Raw genomic sequence first — 23,686 nt, forward strand, 5'->3', positions numbered from 1 at the left:
GCGGCGCCGTCCGCGCCGCAGGCCCCCGCCGAAGCCGCCTGGAAGCAGCGCCTTCGGTGCTCGAAGCCGGTGTCCGGAGATGTGCCGGTGCCCGAAAGACGCGCGGTACCCCCTTCCGGCCGGCTCGGGGCGGGTGGGAGCGGTACCGCGCGTCGTGGAGCGGTGACCGCCCCCTACCAGGTGACCGGCAGCGCGTGCAGGCCGTAGTTGATGGAGTCGTCCTTGAACCTCAGCTCGCCGAACGGTACGGCGAGCCGCAGGCCGGGGACGCGCAGGAAAAGGGCCTCGAACACCGTCTGCAGTTCCAGCCGGGCCAGGTTCTGGCCGAGACACTGGTGCGAGCCGAAGCCGAAGCCCAGATGGTTGCGGGCGCCGGCGCGGTCGAGAAGGAGCTCGTCCGGGTCGTCGAACACCTCGGGATCCCGGTTGGCCCCGCTGATGAGCCCGAGCACGCCCTCTCCCGCCCTGATGGTGACATCGCCGAGTCCGACATCGTCGGTCGCGACCCTGGAGGTGGCGACCTCCGCGATCGTGAAGTACCGGATCAGCTCCTCGACGGCGTTGGGGATCCCGGCGGCGTCGGCCAGGATCGGGGCGAGCTGGTCGGGGTGCTCCAACAGCGCGACCGTGCCCAGTGCGATGATGTTCGCCGGGGCCTCGTGGCCGGCCATCAGGAGCATGAAGGCCAGCTCGACGAGGCCCTTGTGGTCCGCGACGCCTGGCTGGCCCCGCCTCCTGATCTGCCTGCCGAGCAGGTCGTCACCCGGCTCGCGCTCCTTCTCCGTGACCAGCCTGTCCAGGTAGGACAGCAGTTCTCCGAGCGCGGCGCCCGCCTGCTCGGGGGAGTCGCCGTCCATCAGGAGTGAGGAACAGCGCTGGAAGAGGTCGCGGTCGGCGTTGGGCACGCCGAGCAGCTCGCAGATCACGAGCAGCGGCACCGGGAACGCGAGCGCCTCGACCAGGTCGGCGGGCTTCGGCCCCGCCAGCATGCGGTCGAGGTGGTCGTCGACGATCCGCTGGATCCGCGGGCGCAGCGTTTTCGCCCGCCGTACGGTGAACTCGCCCGCGACCGCGCGCCGCGCCGCGGTGTGCTCAGGCGCGTCCATACCGATCAGGGACGTGTCGAAGGCATCGGTCGGGCGCATGTGCTCGGCCAGGAGGGGGAAGCCCGGGTCGCGCATGTTCGAGCTGAACCGGGGATCCGACAGCATGCTCCTGACGTCCCCGTACCGCGTGACAGCCCAGGCGGGCAGGCCGGTCGGCATCCTCACCTGCGATATCTCGGGGTGCTCGCGCAGTTTCCGGTACCCGGGGGCCGGGGCGAACGGACAGGTGCGTCGCATGGGATAGCTCGGCAGTCGGTCGGGTGGATCGGACATGGATACCTCACATGGCACGAAACAGGGCACGAAACACGGCACGGAATACGGCGCGAGGCTCGGGCTGGAGTGGCGGGCGGCCGGGTCAGCGAGGGCTGAGATCTCCCGTCTCGGCCGGACGGTCGCCACCGGGCTGTGCGTCCGCCCGCTGACGTTCCGGGGCCGACGGTCTGGCACGGGGCATCGACCACCTGCGGATGATCGGAACCTCAACCCGGGTGTAGAGGAGCCAGGACAGGAACCAGCACAGTACGTAGAGCCCGGCGATGAAAAGGATCGCGACGCCGGTGCCCCACTGTTCACGGGTGTACTTGTTCGCGTACCCCACCCATTCGCCCGCGAAGGCCGCGTGCACCGCGAAGATCACCGGGATATGGAGCAGGTAGAACGCGTAGGACATGTCGCCGAGCCGGACCATGGGCTTGCTGCTCAGTGGGGTGGCGTCGCCCTTCAGGTCCGCGGTCGCCAGCGCGCCGATCAGCAGGGCCATCGGCAGGGGGTAGAGGGCGGCGTAGCCGTACTCCTGGGGGAGGAGGTACAGGACCATGTAGACGCCCGCGACCAGCAGCGTGGCGGGGAGCACGCCGAGGCCGATCCAGCGCCGCGTCTTGACGATCCTGGCGAGGATCATCCCCACGACGAACTCCAGCGATCGGGGCAGCGGGAAGAAGTAGAGGAACCAGGCCTGTGGCCATGACTGGTTCGGAAAGACCCTGCCCGGCGCGTATCCGGACAGCGGCTGGGTGAGCAGCGGCAGCATCAGGACCACGAACGCCGCAGCCAGTGCCCAGAACCACAGTCGGGACGGCCGGATCTTGATGATCACTCTGTAGAGCAGCGGGAAGGCGGCGTAGCACGCCACCTCGACCGACAGTCCCCAGGTCGGCCCGTTCAGCTGGTACCAGATCATGGAGTCGTCGGGGAACCAGGTCTGCACCAGGAAGAGGTTCGCCAGTGCCGGTCCGACCCTGATCGTCTCGCCCGCCAGGACGAACATGCCCAGCGAGGCCAGCGCTATCAGGATGTGGCTCGGCAGCACCCGGACGAACCGCCTGCGCCAGAACAGCCGTGCGCGGTCGGTGGGTTTGGCCATCCAGGTCAGCACGAATCCACTCAGCACGAAGAAGGTCGAGACGGCGAGCTCGCCCATGTGGCCGTAGCCGGTGAGAACGCTGTACCGCTGTTCGACCGCGCTGTCGGCGAACACCGACAGCGCGACTCCGTGGGTGAGGAAGACGAAGAGGATGGCGATCACCCGTAATCCGGTCAGGGACGGAAGCCTGCCGGAAGCGACTTCTTGCGTAGAGGTCATGCGCAGCTGCTTTCCTGAGTGGATGTGCAGGGTGCCGGGTCTTCGTGGGGCGTGGTGACGTCAGCGGCCGGAGTTCTGCCGGGAGACCGCCGGTCGCATGGTGTCGAATATCGCCGCGGCGGCTTCGCTGACGACCGCGGGATTGGTGCGCACGTCGAAGACCACCGGCCCTTCCGCCGCCGAGGTCGCCGAGATCGCCGCCATCATGGCGCTGAGCCCCGGGAGGTCGGTGACGAGGTGCCCCTCGGCTCCGAAGCCCTCCGCGACTCCGCCGAGATCGGGGGTCGGGATCAGCGCGGACTCCGGCGGCAGTCCCTTGGCGCGCAGGGTGTGGAACTCCTGGCCCAGTCCCTGGTCGTTCAGCACGACCACGGTGAGGGGGACGCGGTAGCGCACGGCCGTCTCCAGCTCCTGGATGTTCATCAGGAAGCTGCCGTCCCCCGCGACCAGGGTGACGCGCTGGCCCGGCCTGGCGAACGAGGCGCCGATGGCGATGCCAAGCCCCTGGCCGATGCAGCCGAACGACGGCGCGAAGACGAACCGGTCCGGGGTCGTCACGGTCAGCAGCTGGCATGGGAAGGCACAGAAGTGGCCGCCGTCGCTCACCACGAACCGCGACTCCTCGAGCGCGTGATCGAGGCCCACCATCACGCGGCGCGGGTCAAGCGTGCCCTTCCCGTCCCGGAACTCGATCGCCGCCACTGCGCCGGCGGCGATGAGCTTCTCCAACGTGTCACGCCGTTGCCCGTCGCGGGCGGAGCCGAGTGCCGGCGAGCCGAGTATCGCGTCCAGGGTCAGGGCCGCGTCTCCGGCCAGTTGCAGCGCGCCGGGGAAGTGGTCGCCCAGGCTGTCCGGATCGCTGTCGATCTGGATGACCTCGGCACCCGTGAGCAGCGTGCCGTTCCTGGTGGTCCACGTGTTGAGGCTGGCGCCGACGGCCAGGACACAGTCGGCCTCGCCAAGATGACGCTCCGCCAGCGAGGACCCCAGCCCCCCGGAAACGCCGACCGTGAGCGGATGGCTCGCGAGAAGCCCCTTGGCGAGGAGCGAGGTGGCGATCGGAGCGCCGAGCCTGTCGGCCAGCTCGGCCAGCTGCGTCTGCGCGCCGAGTGCCCCCCTGCCGGCCAGGAGAGCCGGTCGTGAGGCCCGGGTGAGAAGGAAGATCGCGCGGTCGATCATGGCCTTCGGCGGGACGCCGGACCACGTCCTCGCTCCCTCGCGTTCCCACGGGACCTCGTGCGCGGGGGACAACTGCACGTCGAGCGGCGCGTTGAGCACCAGCGGCCCGCGGCCAGAGCCGAGGTGCCGGAAGACCAGCCGCAGGTCCTCACCGAGGGTCTGCGGAGTCCGCAGGTCCAGCACCGCTCCCGCGGTGGCCTCGGCGAAGGCGCGCTGGTCGAAGTTCTGGATGTGATGCCGGTCCTCCCTCGGGGTGTCACCGGCGATCAGCAGCACCGGCGAACGCGCCCTTCGCGCCACGAGCAGCGAGGTCGCGGTCTGGGTCAGCCCCGGGCCCTGGGTGACGCAGCAGACCCCGAACCCCCGCCCGGCCCGGGTGTATCCGTCGGCCATCGCGGTCGCGTTCTGCTCGTGACGGGCGTGCACCAGCTCCACACCCCTGGCCGCCAGCGCGGTCAGCAGGTCGAGGTTGCCGTCTCCCATCACGCAGAAGACGTGCCTGACGCCTCTGCGGACGAGCGCCTCCGCGAGAACGTCCGAGACCTTCATGACGCCGTGCCCGTCGCGCGGCGAGCGGCGGGGACGGCCTCGTGGAACTCCGCGCTGCTCAGCACCCGCTTCGCCTTGCCCTCGTACCTCGGCAGGCAGGAGGGCGGCATGACGTGTACGGCGAGCCGCAGGCCGAGCCGGTCGGCGAGGTGGACGGAGAGCTCCTGCTGGATGCGGTCCGCCTGCTGTGGCCAGGCTTCGGGCCGTGCCTCGGCGTAGACGGCGGCCTCGGTCGCGCGCAGTCCGTCGGGATCCTTGTCGACGACCAGCTGCCATCCGTCGCCGACCGCGCTGTGCTGGCTGATCACGTCCTCGACCTGTGACGGGAGCACGAGGGTTCCGCGGATCTTGAGGATGTCGTCGCTGCGCCCGGAGACCCAGGATATTTTCGGGTGGGCCCGGCGTCCGCAGGGACAGTGCCAGGCGTCGGACGCCCAGGCGGTCAGGTCGCGGGTGCGCCAGCGCAGCATCGGTGACGCCTCTCGCTGAAGCGTGGTGATCACCAGCTCCCCGGGAACTCCCGGCTCGGTGATCGGCTCACCGGTGACGGGGTCGATGATCTCGATCAGGTAGTGGTCCGACCACACGTGCGACTCGCGCCGCTTCAGGGAGTATTCGCAGCTCGCGGCGACGAAGGGACCGCCAAGCTCTGTCGTGCCGTAGGTGTTGTGCGTCCTGAATCCCGGGGGCATGACCTCGGCGAGCCGCTGCTGGGCCGCTCTTGTCAGGGGTTCACCGCCGAAGACGCCCACCCGCAGCTTCCAGTCCTCCTTCGGGGTGATCCCGGTCTCGGCGGCGCGCTCGGCGAGGAGCAACGCGAAGGACGGCGTGCACGAGATCGTCGTGCAGCCCAGATCGCGGAGCCGTTCGATCGTGACCCCGGTCCGTCCCGGCCCCGCGGGAATGGCCGTCACCCCCAGCCGCTCGTACGCGCGGTCGAGCGCGGAGCCCCCTATCCAGAGGCCGTAGGCGTACGACTGCCAGGCGATGTCGCCCTGACCGACGCCGAACGCGGTGAGGTGGCGGGCGCCGAGCTCCGCGAGCGCGTCGAGGTCGTTCGCGGTGAACCCGACGTTGCACGGCGGGCCCGTGGTGCCGCTGGTCGCGTGGAAGCGGGCCACCCGCTCCAGCGGCACGCCGAGCATGCCCCACGGCTGTAGCTCCCGTAGCTGCTCCTTGCCCATGAACGGCAGCGCGCCCACATCGGCGACGCCTCGGATGTCGCCGGGATCCACACCGGCCGCGCGGAACGCCGCCCGGTAATACGGGACGGTACGGCAACGGGCGAGCATGTCGCGGAGAAGAACGGACTGGTACTCGGCCATTCTGTCCGGGTCGTAACTCTCCATGGCGGAATTCCAGTAATCCAGTGATGCTGTCATCGGGACACCTTTTCGGCGCGAACCGTACTGGGTTCTGGGGAGGCTGGAATACGTGGGCGACGTCCCGTGGGCCGCGTTCCGACCCTCGATCTCCAATTACTCAAGCTCGAAGACGACAGATGACGCAAGGCCTTGAACGGTGGTTTTCCGGACACATTTCCAGCCGCCGTCGCCGAAGACGCCTTCCCATTCCTCCAGGGTCGGAATGTAGACGTTCATCATGGCGTGCGCGACCTCGAAGCCCAGTGTGAAGATCTCCTGCTCCCCGTCCGGGACGCCGACGGTCCGCGTCTTGTCGCCGAGCAGCATCCTGCGGGCGTTGGGGAACAGCTCGCGCAGCCTGCGGAGCGTGGCGACGCACGATTCCCGCGGCCAGAAGTCGTGGCCCATCATGAAGCAGGTCAGCAGATCGACCTCATCGAATTCCTGGCGGGGGGCCATCGACCGGACGTCGAGTTCGCCGAACGTGATCCGGTCCGTGAGCCCCGCGGCCGCCACATCGGAGGCCGCGGTCTCCAGTGAGGGACCCGCGTTGTCGAGGCCGATGCCCTTGGTGCCGGGGTAGCGCTCGGCCAGCTGTATGAGTCGCTCACCGCTGCCGCAGCCGAGGTCGGCGACCACGGAGAATGAATAGTCCAGATTCTCCATTCCCGTCCAGAAGGCAGGGTCGAAGCATTTCGCGTTGATGTCACGGCAGGCGAAGCTGATGGCCTTCGGATCGCGCCGGTAGTAACGACCGATCCGGTTCTCGTTCCGCAGCACGGAGGGCATCTGCGTGAACAGTTCCGAGCAGCCCCTGACGAGCCAGTGGAAGAACGACTTCGTGCGGAACACCTCGGCGAAATTGGCGCCGACGACCACGGCCTGGCCGTCCCTCTCGACCACGTTCACGCTGTTCATGGCGGCGAACATGCCGGTCGTCGACGGTGTGTGAAGGTTGTTCCTTGCGGCGAAGTCGTCAATGTTCAGTGAGCCCTTTTCGTTTAGCTCGTCAAGGGCTCCCAATTCCCATGCCGCGGCGATCGCCCACGAGGCCACGGTCGAATTGAACACATCCGCGGTCGCGCGTACCGCCGTCTCGTTCTCGACATCGGGCAGCAATGTACTACCTGCGCTTTCTGTGGCTAAACGGCGCTAATTCCCTCGTTGCCGAGCATGGCACAGGGGTGGGCGAGATAGAACCCTGGCCAAAAAACTGCGCAATCCACAAGAAATGTCATCATGGGCCGCCGAGGTGAGCCGTGCCGGATCCTGTCGCGTTCCTGATTTCCGGTGAAAGATTTCCGGTGAAAAGGGCGGGCGCGCCGCGGGCGGCTCAGCGTCTGTCGACGAACCCCGTCCGGTAGGCCCATACAACGGCCTGGGTCCGGTCACGGACGTTCAGCTTGCCCAGAACGTGTTTGATATGGGTTTTCACGGTTTCCAGGGAGACGTGCATCGAGCGCGCGATCTCGGTGTTCGACAGGCCGTCCGCGAGCGCGCGCAGTACGTCGGCCTCCCTCTCGGTGAGCCGCGCTGCGAGGGTGGCGTCCCGGTCGCCGGGACCACGCCGGGAGGCGAGCGTCTCCAGAAGCCTGCGGGTCACCGAGGGGGCGATCAGCGCGTCGCCGCCCGCGACGGTGCGGATGCCCGCGACCACCTGTTCCGGGGTCGCCCGTTTGAGGAGGAAGCCGTCGGCGCCCGCGGCGATGGCGTCGTCGACGACCTCGTCGAGGTCGAACGTGGTGAGCACGAGCACCCGTGGCCTGGGCTGCTCCCATGACGTGATCTCACGGGTCGCGCGGACGCCGTCGTAGCCGGGCATCCGCACGTCCATCAGGACGATGTCCGGTCCGCTGGCCCTGATCCCGTGTACAGCCTCCCTGCCGTTCGCCGCCTCCCCCACGACGCTGATGTCCCGCTCGGCCTCAAGGAGGGCTCGCAGCCCGCCCCTGACCAGTGCGTCGTCGTCGGCGAGGAAAACCCTGATCACGACCGTCCCGCCCCCGTCCCGCCGGGCAGGAAGGCCCGTACGCTGAAACCACCCGTCACGGGTCCCGCCTCGAGGTCTCCGCCCTCAAGTCGTGCCCGCTCCCTCATGTTGACCAGGCCTCGCCCCGCCACCGGCGCGGGAATGCCGGTTCCCTCGTTGGTCACCTCGAGGAGAACCCTGTCGTCGACCTGCGCCAGGTCGACCCGGATACGGCCGCTGTCGGTGTGCCGCAGCGCGTTGGTCACGGCCTCCTGGATGATCCGGTACAGCGCCCGCGCCCCGCTGGGGGCCAGGTCGACCTCGCCGGTGTTCAGCTCCAGATCACGCCCGGCGGCGCGCACCCGCCCGGCCAGCTCACCGAGGTCCGCCGTCGTGGGTTCCGCGGTCACGTGTCCCGCGCCGTCGGCGGCCGGATGAAGGACGCGGAGCAGGCGGTCCAGCTCGTCGAGCGCGCCCCGGCCGAGCGTCTCGATGTGCCCGAGCGCCTCGTGGCCGAAGTCCGGGTTCTCCGCGAAGACCCGCCTGCCGACTCCGGCCTGCATGACCATCACGTTGACCGCGTGGCCCAGCGCGTCGTGCAGCTCGCGGGCCAGCCGGGCACGCTCCTCGATCAGGACCCGCTCGGCGAGCATGGCTCGCTCCCTGGCCTCGCTCAGGAAACGGGCCTCGGCCGCGACGGTGTACGCGCGCCTGCTCAGCGTGGCGTCACCCGCGACCGTCGCGATCAGGAAGCACATGGTGATGCCCGACAGTTCGAGCAGGCTCACCGAGCCGCGGTCCAGCACGAGGTACCCGCCGACCGCCGACGCGGTGACGAGGGCCGCCGCCAGCCGCCGCAGCCAGCCGCCGTGCAGCGAGAAACAGGTGAAGAGCGCGATCCACGCGGGCCACTGCACCACGGTCACGGCGTATCCCGCCGCCTCGTTGACGACCAGGGCCGTCGACGCGGCGGTGAGCACCAGGAGCGGAGTGACCTGCCGCCAGAGCAGGAACAGCGGCGCGGCCGTGACGAGGACGAGCCCGAGAAGGTCGACGTCCCGGTAGGGCGGCCCCGCGGCGGCCAGCAGGCTCGCGGCGGCGGAACCGGCGGCCAGCGCGCCCGCCAGCCAGTAGTCGGCGCGGGCTGGCCGGGTACGGCGGGATCCACCGGTCTCGCCCGGCTGGGGGGTGCGCATGCCCTCATCCTGCACCTGATCCCGGCCGGGCGGTCAACACCCGGGCCCGCGTTCTCCCAGGTCCTCCCTCGAATGAGGGAGGCCGATCTCCCTCGGAGGCGGGGCGACCGCCGCGCCGTCGCGCCCTAGCTTTGTGGACGACCGGCCGGCAGGGGCCTGAGGCCAACCGGTCCACCGGCCCGCGGGCTTCGCGGACGACCGGTCGGCGGGGCCTGGCGGATGACCGGCCCGCAGGCTTCGCGAGCCATCGGCCAACGGTGACCAACAGTGACCCATCGGCCAACCGTGACCCATCGGCCAACGGTGACCAACAGTGACAGGGAGCATGTTCGTGGTAATGACCGAAGGAGGGCCCCGGCGAGGTTCGACCCGCCGTGGCACGGTCGCGCTGTGGTGGATCGTCCTGAGCGCGGCCGCGATCGCGGTGGTGGCCCCCATGCCGTATCTCACCGATTCGCTGCGGCACCTCGCCCAGGATAACGGCGAGATCGCGGCCAACTACGCGTACCGGCCGCTGTGGGCTCAGGTGGCCTTCTACCTGCACGTCTGCTTCGCCGGCCTCGCGCTGCTGGTGTCGCCCGCGCAGTTCGTGACGCGGCTGCGCGTGCGGGCCCCGCGGGTCCACCGGATCTGCGGGCGTATCGCGACGGGCTGCATCTGGATCGCCGGTCCAGCGGGACTGGTGATGGCGCCGCTGAACCTGGCGGGCCCGGTGGGGGCGGTCGGATTCGGGACGCTGGCCGTACTGTGGACCGGTTTCGCCGTGGCGGCGTACCGGGCGATCCGGCGGGGTGACGTCGCCTCGCATCGTGACTGGGCCATCAGGGCCTTCGCGATGACATACGCCGCGGTGATGCTCAGGCTCTGGCTCGTCGTTCTCGATCCGCTCCAGGTCGCGATCGGCCTCGACGCCGACACCGCCTTCCAGCGCTCCTACCTGATCGTCTCCTTCCTGTGCTGGGTCCCCAACCTCCTGGTCGCCGAGGGCATGCTGCGGCGGAACCGCAACCGGAACCGGAACCGGCGGCAGGTTTCCGAGACCGGGCAGCCCCGGCCCGCGGACAGGATGAACCACGTCGTCCGCTGACCCCGTCCCGCCCCCGCCTCACCGGAACCGATCGCGGGGCGGTGTCTCCTTTGACGGTCAGCGGGTCCCGGTGCGTTGCGAGGCGGCGGCCCTCGGGTGCAGGTCGGCCAGGGTCAGCCGGTGCACGGGCGGGCCGGGCAGGATCGTCTGGCGGACCGCGGTGAGGTCAGGGCCGCTGTGCACGAGTTCGCCGGGTTCCAGCAGCCGCCAGTCCGGGTTGTCATCCATCCGTTCGCTGGCGACCACCAGCGCGGGCGCACCGGCCAGGTCGTCGGAGTGCACGCGCATTCGGCCGCCGGTACCGGTGTGGTCGAGGTGCCGATCGCCGTGCCGGCCGCCGGGGGCGCGCTCCAGCAGGTACAGCTCGTGGGTTTCCGGGTAGCGCAGCGCCCACAGCCCGTCCGGGGTGACGAGGACCAGGTTGAGGGCGTAGAGCGGCAGGTTCGCGGCGATCCATCGGGTCGCGTGCGTGATTCCGGCGGTGACGTCCCCGTCGTGCGCGCGGATCTCCTTGGTGATCAGGGCGAACACCCGCTCGGAGTCGGTTTCGCCCTTGACCAGTGACCGGTCGTCGCCGAGCCGCGCGTCGAGCAGGTCCAGGCCTTCGACCACCCCGTTGTGCGCGAACAGCCGTCCGTCCTGCTCGAAGGGGTGGGTGTTGCGGGCTGTCAGGCCGCCGGTCGAGGCGAACCGGACATGGGCCACGAAGGTGGTCGACCGTACCTGTCTGGCCTCCTCGGCGAAACGCCGGTCGGCGTAGGCGGCGATGGGGGCCTTGTGCAGCTCCGGGGTGCCGTCCGCGTCGAAGTAGCCGAGGCCGGTCCCGTCGGGGTCGCGGTGGCCCTGCGCGCTCAGGCTGTCCGGGGCGTCCAGCAGCCAGAAGGTGGCACGGGTCCTTCGCGGAGCACTGCTCATGCCGAACAGGCGGCACATCTCGGTGCCTCCCTCCCCATCGTCCCTTCCCTTCGACGGTCCGAAGGGGGGCGGGGCCGCAGATACGGGGCCGCTCGCGTCCCGCGCCCCTCAGATCCTCCGCCGTGGGCCCATGCGGTGCGGTGCCCCCGAACCGGGCTTACCCAGGTGATACGACAGTTTTGACGGCGGATGACGCCACTCTCACGCTGTCGGTGGGGCGGGCTGCGTACGGCGGGCGGCGGGTCAGACCGTTGAGGGCCCCAGGGGCGCGGAGGGGAGTTCCGATCGGGCCGGTTTCTTCAGTTCCACGAAGATCGCATGTGTCCAGGTGATCCCGGCTGGGAGCTTGATGGACGGCGGACGGCGGTCGGGGAAGTCGGGAACCGGTGGCAGATCTTGCCGGATTCGCGGTGAAGTCGCAGGTAGAAGGGCTTTGGTGGAGGCCCGGGGTGGCGCAATCTCTCCGTTATGCCATTTTCCCTACTCATTTAATAGGCTTTTTCCTGTGAGGCGGTCCGACGGCCTCCGGGAGGCGGAATGGACAAGGCGACGGCCGTACCCGTCACGGCCGACACGCGGCGGAGCAGGGCCGACCGGGCCAGGCAGGTGGCCGACCTGCTCCGGCGGGAGATCGTGCACGGAGGGTTGCGCGAGGGGCGGCTGCCGCTTGAGGCAGCGCTCGCCCGCGAGTTCGGCACCTCGCGCAACACCATGCGCGAGGTGCTCGACCTGCTGCGCGAGGAGGGACTCGTCGAGCGCTGCCCCGGCGTCGGCACGACGGTCGCGGGGGAGAAGTACCCGCACGACCTGCACCGGCTGCTCGGTCTGGCCGAGACCCTCCACGAGCACGGCCGGGTGAGCAACGAGGTTCGCACCATGGGCCTCATCGAGCCGCCCGCCGCGGTCGGGCGGAGACTCGGGCTCGCGGCGGGGGAGCCGGTCGTCTACCTCGAACGGCTGCGCCGCCTGAACGGCCTGCCGCTCTCGCTCGACCTGACCTACCTCGTCCGCGACGTCGGCGAACCGCTGTTCGACGCCGACCTCGAACGCAACGACATCTTCGTGCTGCTGGAACAGGTCACCGGACAGCCGCTCGGCAGGGCGGAGCTGACCATGGAGGCCGTCAACGCCGACGCCCACACCGCGGCCGTGCTCGACGCTCCGCGCGGCGCCGCCCTGCTCATGATCGAGCGACTCACCCATCTGTCGGACGGGCGCCCGGTCGACCTGGAGTTCGTCCGGTTCCGGGGAGACCGCCTGACCATGCGCGGCCACCTGCACCGTGACCCCGAGGAGGACACATGCCTCTGATCAACCAGCGTCTCGAGGTCCCGGTGACCATCGACGAGGCGCTGTGCATCGACGGCTGCACGCTCTGCGTCGAGGCCTGCCCGCTCGACTCGCTCGCCATCAGCGACGAGACCGGCAAGGCGTACATGTACGTCGACGAGTGCTGGTACTGCGGCCCCTGCGCCGCCCGCTGTCCCGTGGACGCGGTCACCATCAACATTCCCTACCTGCTGCGATGAAGGACCTGCTGCGATGAAGGGCCACAAGGAGATGAGACCCCTCCGCGCGGCGGCGCTGGCCGCCCTGATGCTCGTCGTGCCCGGCTGCTCGGTCGCCGGAGCCGCAGGCGACGGCTCCGGCGGTCCAGGCGGTTCCGGCGGCGAGAAGATCCGTCTCGTCGTCGGCTACCAGTCGAAGACGATCAACACTGTGACCGCGGGAACGCTGCTGCGCTCGCTCGGCTACCTGGAGAAGCGGCTCGGCGACAAATACGCCGTCGAGTGGCAGGACCACGACACCGGCGCCCCGATCACCGCCAAGATGGTGGCGGGGAAGGTCGACATCGGCTCGATGGGCGACTACCCCCTGCTGATCAACGCCTCCCGCACCCAGGGGGTCGAGTCGGCCCGCACCGAGCTGGTCTCCATCACCGGCTACAACCTGCACGGCGCGCTCAACATGGTCGTGGTCCCCAAGGATTCCAGCGCCAAGACGCTCGCGGACCTCAAGGGAGCCAGGATCTCCACGAGCGTCGGCTCGGCCGGGCACGGCACCCTGGTGCAGGCGCTGGAGAAGGCGGGGATCGACCCGGTCGGCGGCGTCGAGACCGTCAACCAGCAGCCCCCGGTCGGCGCCTCGGCGCTGGAGGCGGGCGGCGTCCAGGCGTACGCGCAGTTCGTCGCCTGGCCGGGGCTGCTGGTCTTCCAGGACAAGGCCCGCCTGCTCTACGACGGCGCGGCCCTGAACGTGCCGACCTTCCACGGCGTCGTGCTCCGCCAGGCCTACGCCAAGGAGCACCCGGAGGTGGTCGACGCGTTCCTGAAGGCGCAGATCGACACCACCCGCTACCTGCACGAGCACCCGCTCGAGGCGGCGCAGAGCGTGGCGCGGGAGACCGGCCTGCCTCCCGAGGTGGTCTACCTCTACAACGGCCCCGGCGGCATCTCCACTTTCGACGTCACCCTCAAGCCGCAGCTGCGGGCCGCTCACGAGCACGACGTGCCCTACCTCAAGCGTATCGGCGACGGGTTCGCCGGGGTCGACGTCGCGAGGTTCGTCAACGACGCCTACCTGCGTAAGGCGTACGGCCCCGCCTACGAAACCGACGTCGCCTCGACCGCCAACCCCGCCAGGATCACCGGCACCGACCCGGTCTGCTCGGTCCCCGTCGACGATCCCGCGACGGCCTCCGAGCTGTGGCTCTCCGGCGAGACCGGCACCCGGCCAGCGGCGACGCCCACCTGCCTTCTCCGGCAGATCGCGAAGGCGACCAAGGCGGGCACGCCGACGGTCCGCGCCGCGTACGTTCCCGACGCCGCCACCGGAACCCGCTGGTTCGCCGACCGGTCCTTCTGGGTCAGGGACCCGGCCGCCGCGAAGAACGCCCGGTTCCTTCCCTTCACCACCGAGGACGGGGCCAAGGCCTACCGCGACGCCCACCCCAAGGCTCAGGCCGTCTCCTACGCCGACGCCCTGGAGGCCGCGGGCGCGGAGGGCGACTCCTGATGACCGGCGCCCGGACCACCCGCCGCCCCCCGGTGCCCGCCGCTCCCGCCGCCGCTCCCGTCGCCACGGACGCCGTCATCGGCACCGGCGCTCCCGCGACCGCCTCCGCGGACGCTGCCGTGGACGCCTCCGTGACCGGCGCCGACGCCGCGACGGATGCCGCGACCGCCCTCGCGGCGGGCGGTACGGCGGGCCGCGCCGCCGTACGATGGACGACCCGCGCCGCCTCCCTACTGGTGGCGGCCGGGCTCTGGCAGGTCCTCACCGTGACCGACGCCCGCCTCTGGCTGAGGTTCGACCGCCTGCCCACCCTCGACGAGATCGCCGGACGGTTCGCCGGGCAGCTGACGACCCGCCTCTACTACCTCGACCTGGTGCAGAGCCTCATCCGCATCCTCACCGGGTTCGCGCTCGCCGCGGTCGCGGGGATCACCGTGGGCGTCCTGATCGCCCGGTCCCGGCGCGCGGGCGACGTGCTGCTGCCGCTGGTCGAGGTGGTCCGGCCGATCCCCGCCATCGCCCTGGTGCCGATCGCGATCCTCCTGTTCCCCACCGACGAGCAGGGGATCGTGTTCATCACCTTCACCGCCGCCTTCTTCCCCGTGATGGTCAGCACGCGGCACGCCGTACGGGCGCTGCCGACGCTGTGGGAGGACGCGGTCAGAACGCTCGGCGGGAGCCGCAGGCACGTCCTGTGGAACGTCGTCCTGCCCGGCACCCTGCCGGGCGTCTTCGGTGGCCTCTCGGTCGGCATGGGCGTGGCGTGGATCTGCGTCATCTCCGCCGAGATGATCTCCGGCGAGTTCGGGGTCGGCTACCGGACCTGGCACGCCTACACGGTCGTCGACTACCCGGGAGTGATCGTCGGCATGGTCACCATCGGTGCCCTCGGCTGGCTGACCTCGGCCGTCATCGAGCTGATCGGCCGGCGGGTCACCCGCTGGCTGCCCCGCGCGGAAGGAAGCAGGAGATGACGTCGCTCACCGAGAGGGGCGGCCTGACCACGGGACGGCCGGTGGGCCGGGCCGTACGGCGGGCCACCGCGGGCGGCCTCGGCGAGGGAGGCGGCGCCGGCCTGGCGTTCCGCCTCGAAGGAGCCGCCCTCGGCTACGGCCGGGACACGGTGCTGCGCGACGTCGAGCTGGACGTCGCGCCCGGCGAGGTCATGGTGGTCGTCGGGGCCTCCGGATCCGGCAAGTCCACGCTGCTGCGCGCGCTGGCAGGACTGCTTCCGGCGCACGAGGGGCGCATCCTCGCCGGAGGCGAGCCGGTCACCAGCCCCTCGGCTGACCGCGCCATGGTCTTCCAGGACGACGGCCTGCTGCCGTGGCGTTCCGTCCGGCGCAACGTCGAGCTGCCGCTGGGCATCCGCGGCGTCCCCCGGCGCGAGCGCCGGCGGGCAGCGGAGGAGTGGATCGAGCGGGTCGGGCTGGCAAAGGCGGCGGATCGCCTGCCCAGGGAACTGTCCGGCGGCATGCGCCAGCGGGTGCAGCTCGCCCGTGCCCTGGTCGGCGCGCCACGCGCGGTGCTGATGGACGAGCCGTTCGGCGCGCTGGACGCGCAGACCCGCGCGGGCATGCAGCGCCTGCTGCTGGACGTGCTGCGGGACACCGCCGCGACGGTCGTGTTCGTCACCCACGACGTCGACGAGGCGCTGCTGCTGGCCGACCGCGTCGCCGTGCTCGGCCGCACCGGTGTCAGGGCCGTCCTGGAGGCGCCGGACGACGCGGGCACCGACGCCACCGCCCGCGCGGCCCTGCGCGAACGCATCCTGGAGGAGCTGTGATGGAGATTCCGCCGATCGAGGAGCGCCTCGAGCTGGAGTGCGAGGTGCTCGTCGTCGGTGGCGGGACCGCGGGCACGATGGCCGCGATCACCGCCGCCGAGCACGGCGCGCGGGTGCTGCTGCTGGAGAAGGCCCACGTACGGCACAGCGGAGCCCTGGCCATGGGCATGGACGGGGTCAACAACGCCGTCATCCCCGGCAAGGCGACCCCGGAGGACTATGTCGCCGAGATCACCCGGGCCAACGACGGGATCGTCAACCAGCGGACCGTCAACCAGACCGCCACTCGCGGGCACGACATGGTCCGCAGGCTCGAACGCTACGGCGTGAAGTTCGAGAAGGACGAGTACGGCGAGTACGCCGTCCGCCGCGTGCACCGCTCGGGCAGCTACGTGCTGCCCATGCCCGAGGGCAAGGACGTCAAGAAGGTCCTCTACCGGGTGCTGCGCCGTCGCGACATCAGGGACAGGGTCAGGATCGAGAACCGGGTCATGCCGGTCCGCGTGCTGACCGACGGCGGCCGGGCGGTGGGCGTCGCCGGGTTCGACACGCGCAGCGGACGGTTCGTCACCGTGCGGGCCGGGGCGGTCATCCTGGCCACCGGAGCCTGCGGGCGGCTCGGCCTGCCCGCGAGCGGCTACCTCTACGGCACCTACGAGAACCCGGCCAACGCCGGGGACGGCTACGCCATGGCCTACCACGCGGGCGCCGAGCTGAGCGGCATCGAGTGCTTCCAGATCAACCCGCTGATCAAGGACTACAACGGCCCGGCCTGCGCCTACGTCGCCAACCCGTTCGGCGGCTACCAGGTCAACAACCAGGGGGAGCGGTTCGTCGACTCCGACTACTGGTCGGGCCAGATGATGGCCGAGGTCGCCGCGGAGATCGCCTCCGCCCGCGGCCCGATCTACCTCAAGCTCTCCCACCTGCCCGACGAGACCGTCTCCGCGGTGGAGAACATCCTGCACTCGACCGAGCGGCCGACTCGCGGCACCTTCCACGCCGGGCGCGGACACGACTACCGCACCCACGACGTGGAGATGCACATCTCCGAGATCGGCCTGTGCGGCGGCCACTCGGCCTCCGGCGTGTGGGTGGACGAGCACGGCGCCACGACCGTCCCGGGCCTGTACGCGGCGGGCGACCTGGCGTGCGTCCCGCACAACTACATGATCGGCGCCTTCGTCTTCGGCGACCTCGCCGGAGCCCACGCCGCCGCGCACCACGCGGTCCCGGAGACGGTTCCCGAGGACCAGGTCGCCGCCGCGCACGAACTCGTCTACCGCCCGTTGCGTAATCCCGAGGGGCCGCCGCAGCCGCAGGTCGAGTACAAGCTGCGCCGCTTCGTCAACGACTACGTCGCCCCGCCGAAGACCGGCGCCAAGTTGGAGATCGCGCTGGAGTCCTTCGAGCGCATGCGCGAGGAGATCGCCGCGATGGGCGCGCGTACCCCGCACGAGCTGATGCGCTGTGTCGAGGTGGACTTCATCCGGGACTGCGCGGAGATGGCCGCCCGCTCCTCGCTGGTTCGGACCGAGAGTCGCTGGGGCCTGTATCACGAACGGGCCGACCTGCCCGGACGCGACGACGCGGGCTGGCTGTTCCACCTGAACCTGCGCAGGCGATCCGATGGCGCGATGGAGTTCCTCAAGCGTTCCGTCGAGCCGTACCTGGTGCCCGTCGAGGGGTTCCAGCCGGTCCAGGCGGACCCCGTGCTCGTCGGCGCCCACACCAGCGCCCCGGTGCACAGGGCCGAGGAGACCCGGTCAGGTCAGACCGCCGTCGGGCGTTCGCCCCGGATCCTGGAGCTGCACCGGCTCGCCGAGGAGCAGCCGCCGGTCGACCGGCTCGCCCCCTATCTCGCCGACGCCGACCCCAAGGTGCGCAGGGCGGCGATCGCGGTGCTCACCGAGACCGTGCCGGAGGGTGCGGGAGAGGCGCTGGTCGCCGCGCTCGCCGACGACCACGGCATGGTACGGCGGGCCGCGGCGAGCGGCCTGCGGGAACTGGTCGAGGTGCTGCCCGCGACCTCCGGGCTCGGGACGGGCCTCCTCACGCGGGCGCAGAGCGCCGACGCCGTGGTCCGGAGCACCGTGCTGGACGTCCTGCGCGCCCTGCGTCTGGGGAAGCGGGACGTCTTCGTCGAGGGGACGCGGGACGCCGACCACCGGGTGCGCATCGAGGCGATCCGGGGCCTGATCTCCCTGGACGAGTCCGAACTGGTGGCCGCGGCCGCGGGCGACGCCTCCCGGGAGGTCCGCGTCCGGGTGGCCACGGGGCTGGGCACGATCGGCAAGCCGTCGGCGGTGCTGGCGGAGCTCGCGGGCGACTCCGACCCGCTCGTCAGGGCGGCGGCCCTTGAGTCCTCCGGTGTCACCGGCTCCCCGCTGACCGCGCGGGCCGTACGGGCGCTCGTGGATCCCGCCTGGCAGGTGCGGGTCGGCGCGGCCCGCTGCCTCGGCGCCTCCGGCCCTGAGGATGCGGCCGGTCCGCTCGCCGCCGCCGTGGCCGACGACAACCTCGACGTGCGCAAGGCGGCCGTGCTCGCCCTGACCTCGTGGGCGGCCAGACCGGAGATCGCCACCGCGCTGAACGTCGCCCTGTCCGACCCCGACGCGGACGTCCGCGCCTACGCCCGCAGGGCCCTGTCCGGCTGAGCACCTCGGCGGTCAACCGCGCCGTTGGCGGCCCCCGCGATCCTCACACCGTCAGGGCAGATGTGTGTGAGGGTTGTCGGGGGCGCTCTCGTCGCCGCAGACCATGAGCAGCACAGAGGCGCGGGTCTCGCCCAGTGAGCGGACCTTGTGCGGTGTGGTGGCCCTGAAGTAGACCGAGTCGCCCGCCGCGAGCTCGACGGTGTGGGACGGGAAGAGGAGCTCGGCCCGCCCTTCGTGGACGAAGAGGAACTCCTCGCCGTGGTGGTCCCTGAAGGGGACGTGGTCGGCGTCGTGCGGTGGATACAGCATGAACGGCGTCATCCGCTTGGCGCCGGCCTGCAGAGCGATGCCCTCGTAGCGGGAACCGGCCTCCTGGTCCGGCGTGAGCGGGTGTCGTTCCCCCGCCCGGGTGACCGTGACGTCGCTCAGCTGTTCCGAGTCCACGAAGAGTCTGTCGAGATGGACGTCGAGCGCGCGCGCGAGCGCCACGCTCACGGCGATGGACGGCGTGCTCTGGCCGCGTTCGACCTTGGAGAGATAGCTCTTGGTCACTCCGGAGCGTTCCGCGAGGGCCTCAAGGGTCATCAGCCGCTCCTTGCGTAGCTGCCGTACCCGGTTGATCACCTGGTGTTCCCTTCGCGCCTGGTCGACAGGCTGAGTGCGGTTGGAGAAATCGTATACGTGGCCTTCAGGTGGTCTCCCTGGTCTGGACGAAACCTCAGGACACCTTGTTTCCTTCATGACACATTGTGTCCTATAGTGATGAGTGTTTCCTAACGTGTCGGGAGACGGGGCGGCCGGAGACACCGGAGCCCGGAAGGGGAGCTGCCATGGCGAAGACCCTGCGAGAGAAGAAGGACGTGCTTGTCGACCGCGCCCAGCGGCAGATGAGCGGACACTTCGGTGACTCGAAGCTGACAACCCGGCAGAAGCTGGCCCTGACCTGCCGCATCCTGTTCGACGGCGGCCACGACGCGGGGCTCGCGGGCCAGATCACCGGCCGCGGCGAGGAGCCGGGCACCTACTACACCCAGCGGCTCGGCCTTGGGTTCGACGAGATCACCGAGGAGAACCTGCTGCTGGTCGACGAGGATCTCAACGTCCTGGAAGGGGAGGGCATCCCCAACCCCGCGAACCGGTTCCACTCCTGGGTCTACCGCGCCCGCGAGGACGTCAACTGCATCGTGCACACGCACCCGCTGCACGCGGCGACGCTCGCCATGCTGGAGGTCCCCCTGGAGATCTCCCAGATGGACACCACGCCCCTGTACGACGACTGTGCCTTCCTGAAGGACTGGCCGGGCGTGCCGGTGGGCAACGAGGAGGGCGAGATCATTTCCGCGGCCCTCGGGGACAAGCGGGCCATCCTGCTCGCCCACCACGGACAACTCGTGGCGGGCAGCACGGTCGAGGAGGCGTGCAACCTGGCGATCCTCATCGAGCGGGCCGCCCGCATGCAACTGCTGGCCATGTCCGCGGGAACGATCCAGCCGCTACCTCCGGCCCTCGCCAGAGAGGCCCACGACTGGACCTCCACCGCCAAGCGGAACCAGGCGAACTTCGCCTATTACGCGCGCCGCGCCCTGCGCACCCACCCCGACTGTCTCGTGACCGAAGTGGAGATCTGATGACCACCCCGCCCCTGAAGGGGATCATCTCCTACCCCGTAACCCCGTTCGCCGCGGGCACGGGAAAGCTCGACCTGGCGGCGCTGCGCAGGGTGACCGACGACCTGGTGGAGGCGGGCAGCCACGCCGTCGCCCCACTCGGCAGCACCGGCGAGAGCGCCTATCTCAGCGAGGCCGAGTGGGACGCGGTCTGCGAGACCACGCTGCACACCGTGGCGGGCCGGGTGCCGACGCTGGTCGGTGTCGCGCACTGGAGCACCGAGATCACCGTACGGCGCGCCCGCCTGGCCGAGCGCTGCGGAGCCACCGCGATCATGATGCTGCCGCTGGCCTACTGGAAGCTGACCCCGGCGGAACTCGAACGGCACTTCGCCACGGTGGCTGCGGCCACCGACCTGCCCATGATGCTCTACAACAACCCGGGCACCAGCGGAGTCGACCTCTCGCCCGAGACCATCGTCGCGCTCGCAGAGAAGATCCCCAACCTCACGATGGTGAAGGAGAGCTCGGGCGAGGTCCGGCGCTTCAGCGCCATCAGGGAACTGTCCGGGGGCTCGCTGTCGGTGTACAACGGCAGCAACCCGGTCGCGCTCGAGGCCTTCCGGGCCGGCGCGGCCGGCTGGTGCACCGCGGCTCCCGGCCTGCTGCCGCGCTGGTGCCTTGAGCTCTACGCCGCCGTACGGCGTGGCGAGCACGAGCGAGCCGACGAACTGCTGGCCACCCTGCTGCCTTTCCTGCGGTTCATCGTCGCCCAGGGCCTGCCCAGGGCGATCAAGGCAGGGCTGGAACTCCAGGGGCGACAGGCCGGCCTTCCGCGCTCGCCGCTGCTGCCCCTGCCGGACGAGGAGACGAAGCGACTCCAGGAACTGCTGAGAGAGCTCGACGCACACCCGCTGCTGGAGAACCCGGGGAACACGTCCTGAACCCCTAACGAGACCGAGCCCTGTTCTGGCGCTCCTGAGCGTCATGACTTTCCCGGAACTCTCTGGCTGCTTTGGCTCCTGGAAACTCCGGGAGCTCTGCCACGGTTGTTTCTTCATAAAAAGAGTCCCCGCGCCAGGATGGGGGCAACCTGGCGCGGGGACTCTCGCAGGGGCTACAGACGGACCGGCTGTGGTAATCCATCTGCCTCCGGTTGGTATTACTGCCTGTGTGATCACCTAACCGGAGCTGGTGGCAGGGCCTGGATCCTCCAACCTCTCACGTGAGGCAGGCCCCGCCGTCAAAACGCCAATCCATACCGTTGCAGGTCGAATCGGCAACCTATGGCCTTGCCGGTGGCAGTAGAACGCCACCACAAGGAATCGGATAGAGCAGAGACAAGGAAGAGCCCACGACCTGATTCGCCGAGGAATTCGGCCAGGTGCCCATTCAAGACAGGGAAACGCTTATCGTCGTCGCAGACGACAAGAGTCACCTGTCCAGCGGGCCAGCGGTAGAGCAACGTCTCGAAGTGCTTGGGATCGCCTGCGACATGCTCGAACACGTTGGTGACCAGCTCAGATACGCAAGCCTGGACATCCTCCGAAATCTGGTGCATATGCCAGTCAGCGACAGCCGCGGTCACCCAGTTGCGGGTGAGGGACACTATCCGGCCGTCGTCTGCGACCCAACGCTTCTGCCTGCACACATCCTGGCTCACCGTGTCTGGTGAGATCGGGAGTCGCCATGCGATCTGCGTTTGCATGACCACAGCGTGGCGTGTGGAAACAGAGCGTGAAAAGGCCAGCGTGAGTACCCATCGTGGGTAAACTCCCCAGTAGCTTCAACCGTCTCTGTCGGCCGATCCTTGGACCCCCACCATGATCGAGCAAGATCTGCCGCCGTTACCGGCTGACCTCATTGCTGATCCAGCGTTCCGCGCCGCCTGTGCCGATCGAGACGTCGGCAGGATCTTTCTATTGGCTCGTCGCCGAGCCGGCCTAGGACATTCCGCCATTGGTAGACGAGTACGTCTCACTCCTTCTCGGGTCAAGGAGTACATCGACGGCAGGAGACAAGCATTCTCAACATCCGTCATCGAACGTATCTCTGATGGACTGCGCATACCGGGCAAAATGCTCGGCCTGGCTCCAAGAGCCTGGGAATCTCTTCCTGCTCGTCCAGCTGCAGTATCGGTGTCTCTCCCTGAGCCACCATCACTCGGACAAGGAGAAGATCCTCACGCTTACCTGTCTGTCATCGACTCCTTCCGCAGCGCCGACCGCCAACTGGGAGGAGGGCATCTCTATATCGCCGTCGTTCGCTACCTCTCCGATGAGGTGGCTCCACGGCTCTTCGGAGTGGACCCACGGCCCATTTCCGTCAACCTCTTCGCTATGGCCGCCAGCCTCACCGAGTTGGCCGGGTGGATGGCTCACGATTCGGGCCGAGATGACCTCGCGCAGGTCCACTTCCGGCGAGCGCTACCCTTCGCCCGTGCTGCCGGAGACCCGGTTGTCGAGGCTCACGTCTACGCCTCGATGGCACATCTGGCGAGCCAGCAAGGCGACTACGGACAGACCGTGGAGCTTGCACGGGCCGGGATCGACATCGCCCGTCAGGGCGAGTGGTACCCCGCGCTCTACGGAAGGCTCTACATGATGGAGGCCCGTGGATTCGCCGGTCAAGGAGATGGGAGAGCGCACAAGTCCCTCTCCTACGCCGAGGAGTGCATCGAGCCGTCCGCCGTTCATCCGTGGATCAGCCCCTACGACCGTGCCTCGTGGAGTGGGGAGGCCGCGCTGTGTCTTGACGACCTCGGAGACCTCGCGTCTGCTCGCCGTCATGCCGAGGAAGCCGTCGCACTACGCCGGATCGGGAGGGTACGCAGTCTGGCGTTCGGGCAGGTCACATTGGCAAAGATCCACGTCCGGGCAGAACAACTCGACGATGCGGTCGCCGTGGGATACGAGCTACTCGATGGAAGCCAGGCTCTCGGGTCGGTACGTGTACTACGCCAGATCGACGAACTAGGCGAGATGCTCACCATCCACAGTCGATGGCATCCTGTCGGTACATTCCTCGACCAGCTCACTGAGACCACCCGCACCCGTAAGACGCTCTTGGGTGGGGTGATCACCAAGACCGGAGGGGCACTGTCGTGACTACGCCCGCACCTGGTAGCCCCGCCTGGGAGTACATGGCGCAAGGCAACGCCAGGCAGGCCCGCAAGCGCGTAGCCGCTGACGTACTGATCCGCAACGTCGAGGGCCTGGTCCTGCTCGTCGATCCGACCTACAAGGACGGATGGGACCTGCCCGGAGGCATGGCGGAGGCCAATGAGCCACCTCACCTGGCCGCGCTGCGGGAGCTGAGAGAAGAGTTGGGCTATGTCCCGGCGCTGGGAGACATGCTCTGTGTGGACTGGGTTCCTCCCCACGGGCCGTGGGACGACCAGATCTGCTTCGTCTTCGACGGCGGAGTCATCGACGACCGGACGCTCGCGCCCACCGATCCGGAGATAGCGGCGGTCGGGTTCTTCCACGTGGATGATGCCCTGACGCTCGTGCGGGACCATATGCGCCCGCGACTGCGAGCCGCGCTCACCGCCCTGTCCACAGGCCGCGCACTCTACCTTCACGAGGGCAGAGCAGTGACACCCTGAGCCGGGAGGCCTTCGGAAGGGGACGCTGTCGTCCGCTCACCGTCACTCTGGAAGGCAGCCCGGC

The 23,686-nt window shown here is 69.6% G+C and carries 21 protein-coding genes and 1 pseudogene; 12 read left to right on the top strand and 10 right to left on the bottom strand.

Annotation, left to right across the window (positions count from 1 at the left end):
- Positions 1-173: 173 nt before the first annotated feature.
- The 7 genes from AB0395_RS30600 to AB0395_RS30630 form a co-directional block, all read right to left on the bottom strand.
- Positions 174-1,379 carry a cytochrome P450 gene (locus AB0395_RS30600; RefSeq protein WP_366287061.1) on the bottom strand — a complete coding sequence of 402 codons (1,206 nt, stop codon included), beginning with the start codon at positions 1,377-1,379 and terminating at the stop codon, positions 174-176.
- 85 nt (positions 1,380-1,464) lie between these two features.
- Positions 1,465-2,691: an acyltransferase gene (locus tag AB0395_RS30605; RefSeq protein ID WP_366287063.1), complete on the bottom strand. Its 1,227-nt coding sequence runs from the start codon at positions 2,689-2,691 to the stop codon at positions 1,465-1,467.
- A 60-nt stretch (positions 2,692-2,751) separates the two neighbouring features.
- Positions 2,752-4,419 carry a thiamine pyrophosphate-binding protein gene (locus tag AB0395_RS30610; protein WP_366287065.1) on the bottom strand — a complete coding sequence of 556 codons (1,668 nt, stop codon included), beginning with the start codon at positions 4,417-4,419 and terminating at the stop codon, positions 2,752-2,754.
- Positions 4,416-5,801 (bottom strand): AMP-binding protein, encoded by a 1,386-nt coding sequence (locus tag AB0395_RS30615; RefSeq protein ID WP_366287066.1) that lies wholly within the window; start codon positions 5,799-5,801, stop codon positions 4,416-4,418. Before AB0395_RS30615 ends, AB0395_RS30610 begins: the two co-directional genes overlap by 4 nt.
- Positions 5,802-5,897: 96 nt before the next feature.
- Positions 5,898-6,701 (bottom strand): class I SAM-dependent methyltransferase, encoded by an 804-nt coding sequence (locus AB0395_RS30620; protein WP_366287068.1) that lies wholly within the window; start codon positions 6,699-6,701, stop codon positions 5,898-5,900.
- A gap of 415 nt (positions 6,702-7,116) precedes the next feature.
- Positions 7,117-7,773 carry a response regulator transcription factor gene (locus tag AB0395_RS30625; RefSeq protein WP_366287069.1) on the bottom strand — a complete coding sequence of 219 codons (657 nt, stop codon included), beginning with the start codon at positions 7,771-7,773 and terminating at the stop codon, positions 7,117-7,119.
- Positions 7,770-8,948 (bottom strand): histidine kinase, encoded by a 1,179-nt coding sequence (locus tag AB0395_RS30630; protein ID WP_366287070.1) that lies wholly within the window; start codon positions 8,946-8,948, stop codon positions 7,770-7,772. Before AB0395_RS30630 ends, AB0395_RS30625 begins: the two co-directional genes overlap by 4 nt.
- A 337-nt stretch (positions 8,949-9,285) precedes the next feature.
- Here AB0395_RS30630 and AB0395_RS30635 point away from each other — a divergent pair, with 337 nt between their 5' ends.
- Positions 9,286-10,035 (top strand): DUF2306 domain-containing protein, encoded by a 750-nt coding sequence (locus AB0395_RS30635; RefSeq protein WP_366287072.1) that lies wholly within the window; start codon positions 9,286-9,288, stop codon positions 10,033-10,035.
- Positions 10,036-10,092: 57 nt separating this feature from the next.
- Here the strand turns inward: AB0395_RS30635 and AB0395_RS30640 are convergent, their stop codons facing one another.
- Positions 10,093-10,968: a class II glutamine amidotransferase gene (locus AB0395_RS30640; RefSeq protein ID WP_366287073.1), complete on the bottom strand. Its 876-nt coding sequence runs from the start codon at positions 10,966-10,968 to the stop codon at positions 10,093-10,095.
- 519 nt (positions 10,969-11,487) lie between these two features.
- On the opposite strand from AB0395_RS30640, the gene AB0395_RS30645 reads away from it, so the two are divergent.
- From AB0395_RS30645 to AB0395_RS30670, 6 genes are read left to right on the top strand one after another with little or no spacing between them, the layout of a single operon-like run.
- On the top strand, positions 11,488-12,261 hold the full coding sequence (locus AB0395_RS30645) for a GntR family transcriptional regulator (protein ID WP_366287075.1): 774 nt from the start codon (positions 11,488-11,490) through the stop codon (positions 12,259-12,261).
- Complete coding sequence (locus AB0395_RS30650) at positions 12,252-12,479, top strand: 4Fe-4S dicluster domain-containing protein (protein ID WP_366287077.1); 228 nt, start codon at positions 12,252-12,254, stop codon at positions 12,477-12,479. Before AB0395_RS30645 ends, AB0395_RS30650 begins: the two co-directional genes overlap by 10 nt.
- A 31-nt stretch (positions 12,480-12,510) precedes the next feature.
- Positions 12,511-13,965, top strand: coding sequence for an ABC transporter substrate-binding protein (locus AB0395_RS30655; protein WP_366287079.1), 1,455 nt, complete (start codon positions 12,511-12,513; stop codon positions 13,963-13,965).
- Positions 13,965-14,939: an ABC transporter permease gene (locus AB0395_RS30660; RefSeq protein ID WP_366287081.1), complete on the top strand. Its 975-nt coding sequence runs from the start codon at positions 13,965-13,967 to the stop codon at positions 14,937-14,939. The genes AB0395_RS30655 and AB0395_RS30660 overlap by 1 nt, the downstream gene beginning before the upstream one ends.
- Entirely contained in the window at positions 14,936-15,751 is an 816-nt protein-coding gene (locus tag AB0395_RS30665) for an ABC transporter ATP-binding protein (protein ID WP_366287083.1), read from the top strand. Before AB0395_RS30660 ends, AB0395_RS30665 begins: the two co-directional genes overlap by 4 nt.
- The gene (locus tag AB0395_RS30670; protein WP_366287084.1) at positions 15,751-18,408 is read left to right on the top strand and encodes a fumarate reductase/succinate dehydrogenase flavoprotein subunit; all 2,658 of its coding nucleotides are present in this window, start codon (positions 15,751-15,753) and stop codon (positions 18,406-18,408) included. Before AB0395_RS30665 ends, AB0395_RS30670 begins: the two co-directional genes overlap by 1 nt.
- Before the next feature lie 51 nt (positions 18,409-18,459).
- Here the strand turns inward: AB0395_RS30670 and AB0395_RS30675 are convergent, their stop codons facing one another.
- Positions 18,460-19,032 carry an XRE family transcriptional regulator gene (locus AB0395_RS30675; protein WP_366287086.1) on the bottom strand — a complete coding sequence of 191 codons (573 nt, stop codon included), beginning with the start codon at positions 19,030-19,032 and terminating at the stop codon, positions 18,460-18,462.
- A gap of 206 nt (positions 19,033-19,238) precedes the next feature.
- Here AB0395_RS30675 and AB0395_RS30680 point away from each other — a divergent pair, with 206 nt between their 5' ends.
- On the top strand, positions 19,239-20,036 hold the full coding sequence (locus tag AB0395_RS30680) for an aldolase (RefSeq protein WP_366287088.1): 798 nt from the start codon (positions 19,239-19,241) through the stop codon (positions 20,034-20,036).
- Positions 20,036-20,959: a dihydrodipicolinate synthase family protein gene (locus AB0395_RS30685; RefSeq protein WP_366287090.1), complete on the top strand. Its 924-nt coding sequence runs from the start codon at positions 20,036-20,038 to the stop codon at positions 20,957-20,959. Before AB0395_RS30680 ends, AB0395_RS30685 begins: the two co-directional genes overlap by 1 nt.
- A 299-nt stretch (positions 20,960-21,258) precedes the next feature.
- On the opposite strand, the gene AB0395_RS30690 is transcribed toward AB0395_RS30685, so the two are convergent.
- Positions 21,259-21,723 carry an ATP-binding protein gene (locus AB0395_RS30690; protein WP_366287091.1) on the bottom strand — a complete coding sequence of 155 codons (465 nt, stop codon included), beginning with the start codon at positions 21,721-21,723 and terminating at the stop codon, positions 21,259-21,261.
- Positions 21,724-21,838: 115 nt separating this feature from the next.
- Between AB0395_RS30690 and AB0395_RS30695 the strand changes: the two are divergent.
- The 3 genes and pseudogenes from AB0395_RS30695 to AB0395_RS30705 all read left to right on the top strand — a co-directional run.
- Positions 21,839-22,078: pseudogene (locus AB0395_RS30695) on the top strand (helix-turn-helix domain-containing protein); the annotation flags it as partial.
- A 276-nt stretch (positions 22,079-22,354) separates the two neighbouring features.
- A complete protein-coding gene (locus tag AB0395_RS30700) occupies positions 22,355-23,122 on the top strand; it encodes a hypothetical protein (protein WP_366287131.1) in 768 nt (255 codons plus the stop codon).
- Positions 23,119-23,622: an NUDIX hydrolase gene (locus AB0395_RS30705; RefSeq protein ID WP_366287093.1), complete on the top strand. Its 504-nt coding sequence runs from the start codon at positions 23,119-23,121 to the stop codon at positions 23,620-23,622. Before AB0395_RS30700 ends, AB0395_RS30705 begins: the two co-directional genes overlap by 4 nt.
- Positions 23,623-23,686 lie beyond the last annotated feature (64 nt).

The organism is Streptosporangium sp. NPDC051023, from assembly GCF_040689595.1.
GTDB lineage: Bacteria > Actinomycetota > Actinomycetes > Streptosporangiales > Streptosporangiaceae > Streptosporangium.